The 16,306-nt window shown below is 45.6% G+C and carries 13 protein-coding genes and 1 pseudogene; 10 read left to right on the forward strand and 4 right to left on the reverse strand.

What is annotated here, in order from left to right; translation table 11 throughout:
- Together L5M11_RS21715 and L5M11_RS21720 are read left to right on the forward strand one after the other, a co-directional pair.
- Nucleotides 1-252, forward strand: a pseudogene (locus L5M11_RS21715) (IS4 family transposase); the annotation flags it as partial.
- 104 nt (nt 253-356) lie between these two features.
- Complete coding sequence (locus L5M11_RS21720) at nt 357-887, forward strand: thioesterase family protein (protein WP_011791203.1); 531 nt, start codon at nt 357-359, stop codon at nt 885-887.
- A 24-nt stretch (nt 888-911) separates the two neighbouring features.
- Here the strand turns inward: L5M11_RS21720 and L5M11_RS21725 are convergent, their stop codons facing one another.
- Nucleotides 912-1,559 (reverse strand): glutathione S-transferase family protein, encoded by a 648-nt coding sequence (locus tag L5M11_RS21725; protein WP_131524442.1) that lies wholly within the window; start codon nt 1,557-1,559, stop codon nt 912-914.
- Between the two features lie 206 nt (nt 1,560-1,765).
- Here L5M11_RS21725 and L5M11_RS21730 point away from each other — a divergent pair, with 206 nt between their 5' ends.
- The 5 genes from L5M11_RS21730 to L5M11_RS21750 all read left to right on the forward strand — a co-directional run bounded on the left by L5M11_RS21730 (nt 1,766) and on the right by L5M11_RS21750 (nt 8,325).
- Nucleotides 1,766-2,455 carry a DNA-3-methyladenine glycosylase I gene (locus L5M11_RS21730; protein WP_173497830.1) on the forward strand — a complete coding sequence of 230 codons (690 nt, stop codon included), beginning with the start codon at nt 1,766-1,768 and terminating at the stop codon, nt 2,453-2,455.
- Nucleotides 2,456-3,269: 814 nt separating this feature from the next.
- Nucleotides 3,270-4,415, forward strand: a complete 1,146-nt coding sequence (locus L5M11_RS21735; RefSeq protein ID WP_263193229.1) for an efflux RND transporter periplasmic adaptor subunit — start codon at nt 3,270-3,272, stop codon at nt 4,413-4,415.
- A 9-nt stretch (nt 4,416-4,424) separates the two neighbouring features.
- On the forward strand, nt 4,425-7,559 hold the full coding sequence (locus L5M11_RS21740) for an efflux RND transporter permease subunit (RefSeq protein WP_113940203.1): 3,135 nt from the start codon (nt 4,425-4,427) through the stop codon (nt 7,557-7,559).
- Between the two features lie 141 nt (nt 7,560-7,700).
- Nucleotides 7,701-7,964 (forward strand): hypothetical protein, encoded by a 264-nt coding sequence (locus L5M11_RS21745; protein ID WP_131524444.1) that lies wholly within the window; start codon nt 7,701-7,703, stop codon nt 7,962-7,964.
- Nucleotides 7,965-8,001: 37 nt separating this feature from the next.
- Nucleotides 8,002-8,325: a hypothetical protein gene (locus tag L5M11_RS21750; RefSeq protein WP_131524445.1), complete on the forward strand. Its 324-nt coding sequence runs from the start codon at nt 8,002-8,004 to the stop codon at nt 8,323-8,325.
- Between the two features lie 56 nt (nt 8,326-8,381).
- Here the strand turns inward: L5M11_RS21750 and L5M11_RS21755 are convergent, their stop codons facing one another.
- On the reverse strand, nt 8,382-10,004 hold the full coding sequence (locus tag L5M11_RS21755) for an AbgT family transporter (RefSeq protein ID WP_131524446.1): 1,623 nt from the start codon (nt 10,002-10,004) through the stop codon (nt 8,382-8,384).
- 559 nt (nt 10,005-10,563) lie between these two features.
- Between L5M11_RS21755 and L5M11_RS21760 the strand changes: the two genes are divergently transcribed.
- The 3 genes from L5M11_RS21760 to L5M11_RS21770 are packed head-to-tail and all read left to right on the forward strand — an operon-like array spanning nt 10,564 to nt 12,972.
- A complete protein-coding gene (locus tag L5M11_RS21760; RefSeq protein ID WP_173248363.1) occupies nt 10,564-11,130 on the forward strand; it encodes a LemA family protein in 567 nt (188 codons plus the stop codon).
- Between the two features lie 49 nt (nt 11,131-11,179).
- Entirely contained in the window at nt 11,180-12,217 is a 1,038-nt protein-coding gene (locus tag L5M11_RS21765; RefSeq protein WP_263193230.1) for a DUF3137 domain-containing protein, read from the forward strand.
- On the forward strand, nt 12,217-12,972 hold the full coding sequence (locus tag L5M11_RS21770; protein WP_263147321.1) for a lytic transglycosylase domain-containing protein: 756 nt from the start codon (nt 12,217-12,219) through the stop codon (nt 12,970-12,972). Before L5M11_RS21765 ends, L5M11_RS21770 begins: the two co-directional genes overlap by 1 nt.
- 69 nt (nt 12,973-13,041) lie before the next feature.
- Here L5M11_RS21770 and L5M11_RS21775 read toward each other — a convergent pair whose 3' ends face one another.
- Together L5M11_RS21775 and L5M11_RS21780 are read right to left on the reverse strand one after the other, a co-directional pair.
- Nucleotides 13,042-13,887: a 23S rRNA (adenine(2030)-N(6))-methyltransferase RlmJ gene (locus tag L5M11_RS21775; protein WP_263193231.1), complete on the reverse strand. Its 846-nt coding sequence runs from the start codon at nt 13,885-13,887 to the stop codon at nt 13,042-13,044.
- Between the two features lie 93 nt (nt 13,888-13,980).
- Nucleotides 13,981-16,245, reverse strand: coding sequence for a GGDEF domain-containing phosphodiesterase (locus tag L5M11_RS21780; protein WP_105250693.1), 2,265 nt, complete (start codon nt 16,243-16,245; stop codon nt 13,981-13,983).
- Nucleotides 16,246-16,306: the final 61 nt, after the last annotated feature.

Genomic DNA, 16,306 nt, shown 5'->3' on the forward strand with positions numbered 1-16,306 from the left:
ATCGGTCCACCCCAATCATCGGTCCACCCCAATCAACTGAGTTTTCGAGATGCGGCGAGTTATATCATCTTCAAGTTGACACAACTGTCATCACAAACACCGGGGAATGTCCCGAGAGACGTATTGGATATAGAACGAAATGCACGGCAATTTAAGCTGGATGGTAAACGGGAAAGGGCATATCCACGAGTTCTTAAAATGAGCAAAAACAAGTTCCCGGTTAGACCAAAGAAAAATGCCGTTCACTCTTAAGTGAACGGCATTACCCTAGGGCGTCTTTTTTGTGAGCTATATCTCGCTTGCCCTGTGGTATGACCTCTGTTAGCCTGTGGCTCTTATTTCAAGGGCGGCGCGTTATGAATCTGTATTTTCGTTTGTTTTGGTTGTTATTCTGGCGCACGCGCCATTGTCGTAAGATCGATTTTCTAGGGACAAGCCGTATCACTTATCGTGCTTTACCGAGCGATTGCGATATCAATTTCCATCTAACTAATTCTCGCTATCCCGCGTTTATGGATCTGGCGCGGACTTATATGTTGGCTGAGATGGGTCTGCTGAAACGTTTCTTAAAGTTGAAGTGGATGCCGATAGTCAACGCCGCCGAATTTACTTATATTCGCGATATTAAGCCGCTGAAAACCTTTGAGATTGAAACCAAAGTCGTCGGTTGGGATGAAAAATATTTCTATATTGAACAACGCTTTGTGAGCGAACGTGGCCTACATTGTATCGTGCATGTGCGCGGTGTGTTTGTGTGCAAAGGTAAGCAAGTGCCGTTAGATGTACTAGTGAAAGAGGCGGGTTATACCGATCCTGCACCTGAGTTGCCGCCAGAAGTCGTGAAGTGGAAAGCGTTTTTGCAGTTGAAGAAAGAACGCAATATGTGATTGTGTTGAGGCATGACTTACTCGCTAAGGTATGCCTCTTATTCCTGCCGTTTCCTCCATCTCAGCCAGTAACACCTCTTCTTGTACTAACATCCAAGCGCCACGCAGTTGTGCCTGCTGCCAATAGCGCACGATTTCATCTAAATCCAACAGGTTTAGATGTTGGAAGCTATAGCTTAAACAAGGGATGAGTGCACAGTCGGCTAAGGTAAAACTGTCGCCACAGACCCAATGATGTTGTGTGAGTTGCGCGTCTAAGCGTTGAAACTGTGTCAGTAGTTGCTTCTCTAATTGTTTGATTTCGAATTCATTGCTGTCTTCTATGTGCTTTAACTTTTCTAATTGAAATAATGGGTTGTTAATATCATTGTCTATGATGCGATCGAACAAACGTACCTGTAAGTTGCGTTGTGGTTCTTGTGGCAGCAGCTGGGTACTGTTTTCAAAATGCCTATCTAAGTACTCGATAATAATGCTGGATTCGGGTATCAGCTGTTCATTTTGGGCTTTAAGCAGGGGGATTCGCGCTTGCGGATAACGTTGGTGAAATTCCTTGCGGGACAAAGGGTCGCGTAGATCTATGATTCTGGGGTAGAAGTTGGCCTGCTTTTCATAAAGTGCGATGAGCACTTTCTGTGAATAGCGTGATAACGGGTGATAAAAAAGCTCCATAGGCACTCACTCCAAACCCAGTCTTTTACGGACTTTACGTTTTAACTTTAGTCGTAATTGAAGCGCTTGCTGTAAGAGTTTTCTTAAAAAATGCTGGAATAAACACAATTTTTCTTGGCAAAGCCAAGTGATCCATCAGGGGTAAAAATAGGTATTATGAGCCCATATAGGAAGTGTCGGGATTTAATCATTTTAAAGGTAATAATATGAGCCAGTTAGAGCGTTTTTCATCTATTTATGCCAGAGCCAGTGAGCGCAAAGGCGGACCTGCTGGACTCGAAGCCTTATTGTCTGGTTGCCTGTCTGATGATGAAATTCGCCAATATCGGGATGCTGAATTATTGTCGGCGATGAGCCGTCAGGTGTTTCAAAGTGGTTTTGTATGGCGGGTGGTTGTGAACAAATGGCCCGAGTATGAGAAGTCTTTCTTTGGGTTCGAACCGCATAAAGTATTAATGTTATCGCCTGAGCAAATTCAAGCGCGGGCAAGTGATGCGACCTTGATTCGCCATCTTAAAAAGACTCAAGCCATTTATGATAATGCTCTGATGATCCACGATGTTGCTCGCGAACATGGCAGCTTGGCGCAGCTGATCGCCGCTTGGCCGACGCAGGATATTATCGGGTTGTGGGCATTTTTAAAGAAACGAGGTACTCGATTGGGCGGGAATACGGGTCCCTATTTTCTGCGCGGTATTGGCAAAGATACTTTTTTGTTAACCGATGATGTACAAGGTTATTTTAAAGCACATAAGTTAGTCGATGCGGGCTTTTCATCACAAACGGCGCTTAAGCAAGTACAAGCCGTATTTAATCAGTGGCAACAGGAGTCGGGTCGTTGTTTGGCTGATATCAGCCGTATTTTGGCTTGCAGCGTGGGCGATAATCGAATTTAGTCCTGTTAAGTTGTGATTGAAGATGAACAAATTAGTTTTAATAGACAAATATTGCTTTGCTAGCAATATTTGTCATTACAGAAGCATTATTTGTGGGAGTCTGAGTTTCATTTAATGGGGTATTAATCTGAATTTCGGGTTTGCTCCGTTTTGGGGTAACCACTAAAATAGCCCGCTAGCTATTATTTGTGACTGTTTAATTGTGTGGCGTTACCTCATAACGCTGGCGCTGCCTTTTAGCCGTGCACAAATAGTAGATGTAATAAACTGCACAGCAATCCGCTATCGGATGTATTCATGTTTTTACGCACAAGCAGTCTGAAGCCAGCTCTTTGCTTACTCTCTTTCGGTATTGTCAGTCTTGATAGGGTCGTTTTTAACGACTTGATGCTGAGAGTGGCCTGAGTAAAAACAAGCGCGCTGCGTTTTCGTCTCTATGTACAAATTATTGCAACAAGTGACGGTTAAGCTAACGTCATTGAGCTGTGGGCCTTGGCCTGCCGCAAGTCTAGAATATGAACAGATTTGCAACATATTCAATATGGAGTAGGCTTATTGGGTGTTTTACGGCATATCTCCCTAACAATGCCACTCAAAGTTAACCGATTTTTTAAATCGAATAACAATTCGATGAATATAGTAATGCTGAATGAGTGAAAATTTTCATTAGTTTACAATTTAGTTTCGTTATCTTCCTTGTTGATTCATATAGGCTATGAGATAAATAACGGATTTGATTTTAGTTACAATTACGGCTCGTGTCAGCGCAATAAGTGTACTGGTATGTGGGCAGTTAATATTTGAAGGAGTTCTCATGCGGCAGACAATTAAACTTGCCTCAGTTATAAGCGTGGCGTTATGGATGGCAGCTTGCAGCCCTCAAGAAGAGAGCGCTCAGGCGGGTGCTGGTCCACGTAGTATGGAAGTGGGAATCCTTAATGTTGTTGCCCAGCCACAAGTGATTCAGGTGGAATTACCAGGACGCAGTAAAGCTTTCCTCGAGGCTGAAGTTCGTCCACAGGTTAACGGTATTATCACTAAGCGTAGTTTTGTTGAAGGTGGCAATGTGAAACAGGGTGAATCCTTGTATCAGATTGATTCTTCAACTTATAAAGCTGCTTTAGTGAGTGCCAATGCTGATTTAGCCAGAGCGAATGCGGGCTTAGCCTCAGCAAAAGCTAAGGCGGCACGTTATCAGCAATTGGTAAAAACCAACGCCATCAGTAAGCAAGAGTTCGATGAAGCTGAAGCGGCTTATAAAGAAGCATTAGCGAATGTAACCGTGGCTGAAGCTGCGATTAACACCGCTAAAATCAACCTGCAATATACTGAAGTATTAGCGCCTATCTCTGGTCGTATCGGTAAATCGAGTGTGACTGCGGGTGCGTTAGTCACTGCCAACCAGAGCCAAACGCTGGCGACGATTCAACAACTTGATCCTATCAATGTGGATATCGCGCAATCGAGTGCTCAGTTGTTACGTCTTAAAGCTAAGTTGCAGCAAGGTAAGCTACAAGCTTCAGAAAATGCAGACGTGAAATTATTGCTTGAAGATGGCACTCAATATAGTCATCCGGGTAAGTTGCAGTTTGCTGAAGTGAGCGTGGATCCAAACACTGGCTCAGTTATTCTGCGCGCAGAATTCCCTAACCCTGAAGGTATCTTGTTACCTGGCATGTATGTTCGCGCTATGTTAAATGCGGGCACTGATCCACAGGCTATCTTGGTTCCACAAAAAGCGATTACGCGTAACTCTAAGGGTGAAGCTGTGGCTATGGTGGTGAATGACCAAGGTTTAGTCGAAGCGAAAACAGTGACGACCGCAGAAGTGATTAACAACCAATGGCGAGTCACTTCTGGTTTAACTGTGGGCGACAAGTTGGTTGTGGAAGGATTACAGAAAGTTCGTCCCGGCGCTCCAGTAACCACCAAAGTTATTTCTGAAACGCAAGCACAATAGGGCATAGCTATGGCACGTTTTTTTATTGATCGCCCCATCTTTGCGTGGGTGATCTCCTTGATTATTATGCTGGCGGGGATCCTCTCGATCCGCTCGCTGCCAGTGTCCCAATATCCTAACATTGCACCACCGACCGTGGTGATCAGTGCTAACTATCCTGGCGCTTCCGCTAAGATTGTTGAAGATTCTGTGACTCAGGTGATTGAGCAACGTATGACGGGTATCGATCACCTCCGTTATATCGCCTCAGCCAGTGACAGTTTTGGTAATGCTGAGATCACTTTAACCTTTAACGCTGAAGCCGATCCGGATATTGCACAGGTTCAAGTACAGAACAAGTTACAGGGCGCTATGACCCTGTTACCGCAAGAGGTGCAGGCGCAAGGGGTTAACGTTAACAAGTCGAGTTCAGGCTTCTTAATGGTATTAGGCTTCGTATCGACCGATGGTTCGTTAGATAAAGGCGATATCGCTGACTATGTTGGTGCGAACATTCAAGATCCTATGAGTCGCGTACCTGGCGTAGGTGAAATTCAGCTGTTTGGTGCCCAATATGCGATGCGTATATGGCTAGATCCGTTGAAATTGACTCAATACAACTTGACCAGTTTAGACGTTATCGCTGCGATTCGTTCTCAAAACGCTCAAGTTTCAGCTGGACAGTTAGGTGGCGCGCCCTCTGTGGCTGGCCAAGAGTTGAACGCAACGGTATCGGCTCAAAGCCGCTTACAAACGGCGGAAGAGTTCCGCAAAATTATCCTTAAATCGGATATTTCAGGCGCAAACGTCTTCCTAAGTGATGTGGCACGGGTTGAATTAGGTTCTGAAAGTTATGCTGTGGTGTCACTGTATAATGGTCAACCTGCGACAGGGTTAGCGATTAAGCTGGCAACGGGTGCTAACGCGCTTGATACTGCTGAAGCCGTTCGTGAAAAAATTGCTGAGATGAAACCTTTCTTCCCGCAAGGGCTAGAAGTTGTTTATCCATACGATACAACGCCTTTCGTTGAAAAATCGATAGAAGGTGTAGTACATACCTTGCTTGAAGCTATTGTACTAGTGTTCATCATCATGTACCTCTTCTTGCAAAATTTCCGCGCAACTTTGATCCCGACTATTGCGGTACCTGTGGTATTGCTGGGAACCTTTGCGATTCTGTCGTTAGCGGGTTTCTCGATTAACACTTTAACCATGTTTGCTATGGTGCTCGCCATTGGTTTGTTGGTGGACGATGCGATTGTGGTGGTGGAAAACGTCGAGCGGGTAATGGCCGAGGAGGGCTTAAGTCCACTGGAAGCGACGCGTAAGTCGATGGATCAAATTACCGGTGCTTTAGTCGGTATCGGTCTGACCCTCTCCGCAGTGTTTGTCCCTATGGCATTTATGTCAGGTTCAACGGGGGTTATTTATCGTCAGTTCTCTATCACTATCGTATCTGCGATGGCGTTGTCTGTTCTAGTTGCTTTGATTTTAACACCTGCACTTTGTGCGACTATGCTCAAACCGATTAAGAAGGGCCATGCTCATATCGAAACTGGCTTCTTTGGTTGGTTTAACCGTAGTTTCGATAAACTGACTAATCGTTATGAGTCGAGCGTTGCTGGGATCATCAAGCGCGGCTTTAGAGTGATGGCGATTTACGTTGTGCTGGTTATTGCAGTGGGTTGGATCTTTATCCGTATGCCTACGGCATTCTTACCAGATGAAGACCAAGGTATTTTGTTCACGCAAGCCATTTTGCCGACTAACTCAACTCAAGAAAGTACCTTAAAAGTATTGGAGAAAGTGTCTGATCATTTTATGGCTGAGGAGGGCGTGAGATCGGTGTTTAGCGTGGCGGGCTTCAGTTTTGCGGGTCAAGGGCAAAACATGGGTATCGCCTTCGTTGGTTTGAAGGATTGGTCTGAGCGTGAAGCGCCTGGTATGGATGTGAAGTCTATTGCTGGTCGCGCTATGGGTGTGTTCGGTCAGATGAAAGATGCCTTAGTATTCGCCTTCGTACCGCCTGCGGTAATCGAGTTGGGGACGGCGAACGGTTTCGACATGTACCTGCAGGATAAGAACGGCCAAGGCCACGAGAAGTTAGTGGCGGCACGTAATCAACTGCTTGGTATGGCGGCACAGAATCCAAATCTGGTGGGTGTGCGTCCAAACGGTCAAGAAGATGCGCCAATTTATCAATTACATGTAGATCACGCTAAGTTGAGCGCGTTAGGCATTGAAATCACTAATGTGAACAATGTGCTTGCAACGGCTTGGGGTGGTTCTTATGTGAATGACTTTATTGACCGTGGCCGCGTGAAGAAAGTATATGTGCAAGGTGATGCCCAGTATCGTATGCAACCGGGAGATTTAGATTCTTGGTACGTGCGCAATAACAAGGGTGACATGGTGCCATTCTCTGCGTTTGCCACTGGTGCATGGGAATACGGTTCTCCACGTTTAGAACGCTTTAACGGCTTACCATCGATGAACATTCAGGGTGCCACGGCTCCTGGTTTCAGTACCGGTGCAGCTATGACAATTATGGAAGACTTAGCCAAGCAGCTTCCTCCTGGTTTTGGTGTCGCGTGGAACGGTCTATCGTATGAAGAACGTCTATCGGGTAACCAAGCGCCAGCGCTGTATGCTCTGTCGATCTTAGTGGTCTTCTTAGTATTGGCAGCACTCTATGAAAGCTGGTCGGTACCCTTTGCAGTTGTGCTCGTGGTTCCGCTCGGGATCATCGGTGCCTTGATTGCAATGAATGGTCGCGGCTTGCCAAACGACGTGTTCTTCCAAGTGGGGCTGTTAACCACAGTAGGGTTAGCGACTAAGAACGCCATCTTGATTGTGGAATTCGCTAAAGAGTTCTATGAGAAAGGTTCAGGCTTAGTTGAGGCGACCTTACATGCGGTGCGTGTGCGTCTTCGCCCCATCTTAATGACGTCTCTAGCCTTTGGCCTGGGTGTTGTGCCGTTAGCTATCAGTACCGGTGTAGGCTCTGGTAGTCAAAACGCCATTGGTACAGGTGTACTCGGCGGTATGATGAGCTCGACTTTCCTAGGGATCTTCTTCGTACCATTATTCTTCGTGATAGTGGAGCGTCTCTTCAGTAAGCGCGAGAAGAAAGCTAAAGAACAGAAGCCAAACTCAGCTGAATAAGCTCGATCGTTTCTAAACTTCTAAACTAAAGCCCTGCAATTGCAGGGCTTTTTGTTATTTTAATGCTGTTAGTTATAAAGATGGATAGGCACTGTGCGCGAGTTCTGGCATATTGCGCTGAGGCAGTTAAGAGGACGAAACATGGATGATGCTGCGTTGGAATTGCAAAAACTAGATGCACTCATTGCTAAGGGTAAGATGTACGTCATTTTGGCCTTTGGCGTATTTTTCTGGGGTATGCTGACGTCCCTCGTGGTCGCCTTAATACATTATTTTGTCTCGGGCGATCCATTCTGGGCGGAACTGCAAAGAGCGCTCTATATTTATCCCATTGGCGGTATTTTATTTGGTTGGTTTGTGTGGGTGCAGATTAATCGTAAGCGAGATAAACTGCGCGCCCAATAGTATCAATAGTTGTGGTTAAGCTGAGTGTAGGGGTGACATGGTGTTTTCGTGGGGTAATCTTGCCACTAAGCAACTTATCGTGGGAATGGTATGCCATGGCATAGCGCTGGCGTTTTTGGCCTATGGCGTTTATGCATTTTACTTGCAGGAGCTTGTACTGCCAGAGTTAACTCGCTGTGTCGGTGCTGCAGTGTTATTTGTGGGCATGGGGCTAGCCCCTCAATTATTTTTTATGTCAGTGAGCCAGATAGTATCGCAAGCTGAGGACTCGACATTAAAATCTACCCTACAGACCTATGTGTTTAATCTAGGTATTTTTTTGATGATCTGCAGTCTGTTAATGGAATGGCTATACGACTAAAGCTATCGAATAAAGAAAGGGCGTCGACTTCATCATCGACGCCTTTTTTATTGCGATTAAGGCGTGTAGTAAGTCGCGGCTCCTGGCCCAACGGGCAGACCAAAGCCAAATACCCACAGGAAGAAGAACGCTGTCCAACCCACGAAAAACACGAGCGAGTACGGCAGCATAGTGGCGATCAGCGTACCTATCCCTAGGTTTTTCTGGTAACGACAGGCAACCGCTAAGATCAAGCCAAAGTAACTCATCATAGGTGTGATTAAGTTAGTCACCGAATCCCCAATACGGTACGCCGCTTGAATCGTTTCGGGCGCATAACCAACCAGCATGAGCATAGGCACAAAAATAGGAGCGGTAATGGCCCACTGGGCCGAGGCACTGCCAAGCATCAAGTTGATAATGCCGCAGAGCATAATAAAGAACAAAAATACGATTGGGCCCGTCAAGCCTATGGATTGCAGTGCATCGGCACCTAACACCGCCAATACTGCGCCTAAATTACTCCAGTTGAAGAAGGCGACAAACTGCGCGGCGAAAAAGACGAGGACGATGTACATGCCCATAGTGCTCATGCTGTGGGACATGGCATTGATGACATCTTTATCATTTTTGATGCTGCCCACGACTTTGCCGTAAATAAAGCCCGGTATGGCAAAACAGATAAAGATAAAGGCGACTATGCCCTTGAGGAATGGCGAACCTGAGATGAGACCGGTTTCAGGATGGCGCAGCGGTGCGCCTTCTGGTACGACTGAAATCGCTAAAATAACCGCGAGCACTAACATAGATAACCCAGCCCATTTTAAGCCGCGTTTCTCAATAGCACTGATGCTCTCCATCGATTGCAGTACGGTTTCGTCTGCATCATCATCTTGGTATTGACCTAACTTAGGTTCGACGATTTTCTCTGTGACAAAGGCGCCAAGGAAAGTGATCACAAAGGTGGAGACAAACATGAAGTACCAGTTTACTTCTGGGCCGACGTTGTATTGAGGATCTATCATACGCGCCGCAGCTTCGGTAATGCCCGATAGCAAGGGATCGACAGTACCAAGCAATAAGTTAGCGCTATAACCTCCTGAAACCCCGGCAAAAGCGGCAGCTAAACCTGCAAGTGGATGGCGGCCAAGGGAGTGGAAAATCATCGCCGCCATAGGGATAAGTACCACATAGCCAAGCTCGGCAGCGGTGTTGGACATTATGCCGGCAAATACTATGGTCACAGTGACTAATCGTTTAGAGGCGCCCATGACTAAAGCACGCATAGCCGCAGATAATAAGCCAGAGCGTTCGGCAATCCCGACACCGAGTAGCGCCACGAGCACAGTGCCGAGCGGTGTAAAGCCAGTAAAGTTGGTCACCAGATGCGAGACTATCATCCGCAAACCTTCGGCGTTCATCAGGCTCACCACATGGATTAAACCGTCGGCACTGCGGCCGTGTGAGCCAATAGGTCTAGGATCGACCACGGTTAACCCAAAGTAGCCCGCAATACCTGAAATAATGACCACGGCAACACAGAACAGTGCGAATAAGGTGATTGGATGGGGCAGCAGATTGCCTAAGCGTTCAACAATATTGAGAAAACGTACAAACCAACCACTAGAGCTGATATCGCCCTGTTGTGGATTGGGTTCAGAAGCTTTTTGTGGGGGAATATCGCCGGAATTAAAACTCATCGTCCTTCCTTTATGTCGACCTTTACGCAGCGCAATATTTTGACCCTATAACAGACTCGAGACATTGCCGACGGCCGATTGTGGATGACGTGGCTGAGGGGATAACTCTAGGTGCAAGACTCGGAGTGAAAGCTAAGGTAAAAGTTAAAAAATTAGCGGCAAAGTATGATTGTTAAGTTTTAATTGAAACTTAAATGTTGCTATTGACTGTGTTGAAGTGAGGAGGGCGAAAATTAGGATAAAAAAATGGACTCTCGAGGAGTCCAGTATTCACGAGCAAAATTGGATGCTCTAATGTTGTGCCATATCACTATAGACGTTGTTTGCTGTATCGGAGCTGAATATCGATAAATTTATAGGTTAAATGCTGTTTTTTATGCAGATGATCACTTTTCATCGCTGAATATGGCCAGTTTCGTTGATGATTGCTCGTTAGATAACATCGCCAGCTCTGACCAGCGAGTAATTTCATTGTCTTAATCAGCCCGCAGGTGAAATTTTCACTCATTTATGGTTAGCTGTATCCTATTAACAAGAATAAGAAACCTAAGGATGGAAGATGGAAAAATTGTTATTGGGATTAACGCTGATTTTTATCGTGACCTATCTTTGGTACGTCAGCCTAGTCAAAAAGCGCAATACCGCGCTCGAAGCCTTGTCGGGTATCGATGTACAGCTGACCAAGCGTGCCGACCTTGTGCCTAATATTCTAAAAATTGCTAAACGATTTATGGAGCATGAAAAGTCACTGCTCACTGAAATCACCGAATTACGCACTCAGCTCAGCCATAATTACAACAAGGCCGATCCGAGTGCCGTTAAAGAGCATTTAGTTCAGGCTGAGCGGTTGAACGACAAAATGAGTACCTTGATGGTGAATGTGGAGAACTATCCTGAGCTCAAGTCCGACAACACTATGTTGCAGGCGATGCAGACCTATAACGAGGTCGAAGCGCATATCTCAGCTGCGAGGCGTTTTTACAACTCGGCAGTTTCCGAGCTAAATACTGCGGTAGAAATCTTCCCCGGCTCGATTATCGCTTCTATGGCGAGTATTAAAGTGATGCCATTCTATGAGGTGAGCGAAGCGGCAAAAGCGCCCGTAGATGCGGCCGAATACTTGTAAGCTTAGCTGTGCAGGGTGAGTTATCACCCTGCAATACTATGACATCAATATGAATATCATCACTTTTATTTTAGGTAGCCCGATTCGGACTTATCGGGGGCCTGTTGGTTTGTCTGCGGATTTTGACGAACTACCTCAACTCGAAGCGTATTACGAAGAACATATCGCGCCCATCAGTCGCAAATATGAAACTAAGCGTGCGGCTTGCCTTAAGGCGGCGCGTAAACGTTTGTATTTGAGTTTGATGATAGTGCTTGGGCTGAGCTTGCTCACCGTTATTGGCTACTACAGCGGCGGCGCTTATTTCCCGCCTTTGCCATTGCTTGCCTTAGTCGGATTAAGCTGGTGGAGCTTTGCTCCGACTCGTGAGTTTAAGCATTTGGTTCAAAATGATATTTATCCGCGGATGTTTAAATATTTCGGCGATGATTTTATTTATAGCCGCGAAATGCGCCTCGACATGAATCGACTCGTTGCGGCTAAAGTATTACCGCGATACGACAAAGTCAGCTTCGGTGACTATATACAAGGCTGCTATAAGGGCGTTGAGTTGGCGGTCAATGAGCTTACCCTGACCAAGAATGTGCAAGTCGAAGAACTGGATGTCAGTACCCGCAGGCGCAGAACTGTGACCCGCACGGAAACCCAGTTTCGTGGCTTAGTGGTTGAGCTGAGTAGCCATAAAGCGTTTATGGGCCACACTGTGGTGCTGAGGGATCGCGGTGGTGTAGCCAATTTCCTGTCCGACAGCCATGCGGGACTGGTACGAGTCAAACTTGAAGATCCGCAATTTGAAAAAGAGTTCGACGTGTTTTCAACGGATCAAATCGAGTCACGCTATTTGCTCAATACGGCATTTATGGAGCGCTTACAGGAGCTTGCCAAACATTTCGATGGCAATATTCAATGTGCATTTTTCCGCAATAAATTGACTTTGTTCCTGCCGAATCGCAGAACGCATTTTCAAATGCAGTCCATTTTTCATGGCGCAACCTTTTCAGTAGAATTTAGTCAGATAAACCGAGAAATGAAGCAACTCTTTGCTATTATTGAAGTACTTAAACTTAATCAGTACACGGGACTTTGATGTTGCTTACTCGCTCAGCGCTTGCTCGTACACTGACTTTTGCAGCCTTTTCATTGCCCTGCAGATTTGAGGCGCTAGGCCTGTGCTTATTATTGATATCGAGTTTGATGATAAATGCAAATGCTGAGGAGGCGCGCGAAAAAGCTAAGCCGCGTATTGTGGCGCGGTACTCACAGAGCGGCATAGTGAGTAGTGAAGGTCTAGAAAAACTCAAAATTTATCAATACCAACAAGCTAATGGTGTCACCGTATTTACCGACAAAGCCCCCGCAAATAACCAGTATCAAATTTTGTTATATGACTGTTTTGCCTGTCGTCCCGATTCGACCATAGACTGGAATGGTATTCGGCTATTTACCGCTAATTATGATGCCTTGATCTCCCATGCAGCCCATAAGCATCAACTTGATCCCGCCTTAATCCGCGCTGTGATCCACGCGGAATCAGCCTTTAATGCGCGTGCGCTTTCGCGAACTGGCGCCATGGGATTAATGCAATTGATGCCAGAAACAGCAAAAGAGATGGGTGTGGCAAATGCATTTTTGCCTGAAGAGAATATCTTAGGTGGCAGTAAGTATTTGGCACAAATGCTAAAACAGTTCAATGGTGATGTCGCATTGGCCTGCGCGGCTTACAATGCGGGGCCGACGACCGTGGTTCAGTATAATGGCATTCCGCCCTATCCTGAAACCCAAGCCTATGTTGAGCGTGTGAAAATTTTATTGAAGCGTTACCGCGAGCAGAAGGACGTTTAGTAACCGCATTGATAAGCTAAAATGAAGTGGCGAAAACCCGGAGATCATCGCCGTCATTCGAGTCGAAGGTTACTCGCCGACTTCCCATTTTACGGTAATGTTACCGTCCACTTGTCCAAGTGTTTTACCCAAGTAATCCATTAATTCAGTTGCGATTTCGTCTAACTGCCAAGGTGGATTGATGATCCATAATCCTGCCGCTGTCATGCCAAATTCATCTGAATCGGGCTTAATGGCTTGTTCAATTCTCAGCTGACGTTTAATGCCACTGCTGGCGAGGCGCGATAGCATACCTTCGGTCTGAGCGCGATTTACGACTGGATACCACAGGATAAACACGCCCGTTGCAAAACGCTTGTGCGCTTTTATCAGGGTTTCGGCCACATCTTGGTAGTCGGTTTTCATCTCGTAGCTAGGATCGACTAGCACCAGAGCACGACGCTCTAATGGTGGTACTGCGGCGATAAGGCCTTTTAAGCCATCACCTTTGATCACTTTAACTTGTCTGTCTTCGCAGAAATAATCATCCAATAACACATAATCAGTGCTGTGCAGCTCGTGCAAGACCATGCGATCTTTAGGCCCTAGCTCCATGTCGATAATGGCGGGTGAACCTGGGTAGAAGTTGAGTTCTTCTGGATTTTCTTCATTAAAATGGCGCACGGCGGCGACATAGTCCTGCAGCGATTGTGGTAGGTCAGTTTTATCCCAAAGCTTAGCTACACCTTCGAGGTATTCACCTGTTTTCTGTGCAAATTCATCGCTTAAAGCATAACCACCCGCACCTGCGTGGGTATCGATATACACGAGTGGTTTGTCTTTTTTGTGCATCAGCTGCAAGGTTTGTAGCAAGATGGCGTGTTTCAACACATCGGCATAATTGCCAGCGTGATAACCATGGCGGTAACTTAACATGGGGTAATCCTAGTAATTTGCAAACATAGCAAAGAGAGGCAAATGCCAGTCGCCAATTATACCTGCGATGCTTCTAGGCGTAAATTTAATGCCTCAGTTGGCGCTCTTTTTATTGGCAAACCAATGTGTGGGGGTTTGCATTTGAAAGGTTTTCAGCCAGAGATTCGCTGGTGCGGGTTTACCGAATAAATAACCTTGAAATTGTTCGCATCCTAGCGCAGTGAGTTGCAATAACTGGGCTTCGGTTTCGATACCTTCGGCAATGACGTTGAGTTTTAAGCTCTTGGCTAACAGGATGGCAGCGTTAACAATTTGGGTATGGCGTTCACTAATGCCCATTTGACTGACAAAGTAACGGTCGATTTTAATTGTGTCGGCACTGATATCAATGAGCTGGCTTAATGACGCATGGCCAGTGCCAAAATCGTCAATAGCGATAGAAACCCCCATGCGAGCTAAGGTGTTTAGGCGTCGGCCTGTTTCTTTATGGGTTGAAAATACAGAGGTTTCAGTAATTTCAATTTCCAACAATGGGATGAGTTCAGGATGATTCATATAGGTTTGGATTAACACTTTAAAGAAGCGATCCGACAGAATATCTTGCCCAGATAAATTAAAGGCAATCCTGACCAGAGGTACATTTTTAGGCCAAGAACGGATCAGTTGTAGTAATTGCCTGAAGACTTTTATCGCAAAAATCGCCTGCAATTGAGATGACTCTATGATGGGGATAAAAGTGTTCGGCATGATCATAGTGCCGTCTTCATCAAACATTCTGGCTAGCGCTTCAAAGCTAGTAATGTGGCCATTGGCCATCACTTTAGGTTGCAGCCACATTTCAAGGCGGTTGTGTTTCAGTGCGTCACGGATTCTGGCTTTTTGCGATGAAGCTTCGAGAAGATTGTTAATCAAACCAATGTAATACACCATCACTGGGCTAGCTTGGGTGGTTTGTTTTATGGCAATTAAACATTGCTCTGCGGCTTGCTGCGGTGAGGCTTTATTACCTGAGCTGCAACCGACTCTGCACTCGAGATGATATTCAGTCTGTTGTTCTTGCTTAAGTTGTAGGTTTGTTGGAATACGCTCGCGTAATTGTAGCGCTAGGTTTTCAGGGGAGATAAGCGGCAGGCTAGTAAACTCGAGTGCAAACGATGCTCCTCTAAATCGGTATATTTTTGCGATATGACCAAAGCGATTTTTGAGTTCAATAGCAAAGGCTTTTAGGATGGCATCTCCGACGCTGATACCGAAAGCAGCATTAATTTGGCTAAGATTATCAATTTTGATTAAGGCTACGGTCATTTCCTGATGGATCAAGCTTGGCGCTGGGTTATACCAGTGATTTTCGTTGGGTAATCCCGTCACTAAATCATAGAAATGCGTGCTGATGTGGTGCTTTTTAAGTCGACTCAGCTCAATCGCATGGTTAGCCTGTTCAGTGACATCGTGGCAGTGAAACAACAAAGTATCATGGTGCTGTAATGAGGCTTTTTGCAGCAGATATTTAGTGCTGTTATTGTTCTTTAAATGGGTCGGAAACGAGGCCGCCAGTAAATTCGTGCTGGTATCTTCGGTAAGTTCAAAAATGTCACATAGGCGAGTGCTGTTTAGTGTGACTTCTCCAGCGATTTCCCTCGCGGCATTATTCAGGTTGAGAATGACTCCATCCTCATTGCAGAAGAAGGAGGCTGTACCATTATTTTCAAAGATTTCAGCATATTGATCTAATGTATGTTGCAGTGCATTTTGATGCTGGATCATTTGCTGCGCATGGATTTTCTGGGTTTTTAGCAGGCGCATTGCCGACAACGGGATGCAGATATTAAAAAACATAAACAGCAAACCGTTTAGATAAGCGTGGGTCGCAGGTAGGCTGATATCAATATCAATAATGGGGGGCAGGTTTTGGTTACGCAGTAGCAGTAAAAAAGGCAATACGTTGAAACACATCATAATAAAAGCGACTTTTCTGCCAAACAGGAAAAGCGCCATCAAGGGCAAGGTATATAAGAAAGTAATACCCACCTGCGATAAGTTAAAGTCAGGGATAAACAACAGCATAGATAAACAGGCTGCAATAACCATAGCCAGCAGGCTGATAGAGCTGACGAGTAAATATTTGCGCGTAAACCATAAAGACAGGAATAGTACGGTTAAAAAACTGACCGTAATGCTGATAATGAAAGTGAGGTTTAACTCATACGCAATTAAAGAGCTATGCAGCACTATGCTAGTGGTCAAGATGGCACCACTGAGCAGAATAATCCGCAATAAGCTGGTTTTTAATATCGTTTTGTCAGGATTTAAAAAATCTTGCTCCCTGATAAACAAAAAACCTTTTAGCCATTGAAGCAAAAAAAGTCCTTATCCCGTACGGAAGTCACGCAGGTTGGCTGGGGACGTAACATATAACATA

The organism is Shewanella sp. SM87 (assembly GCF_025653705.1).
GTDB lineage: Bacteria > Pseudomonadota > Gammaproteobacteria > Enterobacterales > Shewanellaceae > Shewanella > Shewanella oncorhynchi.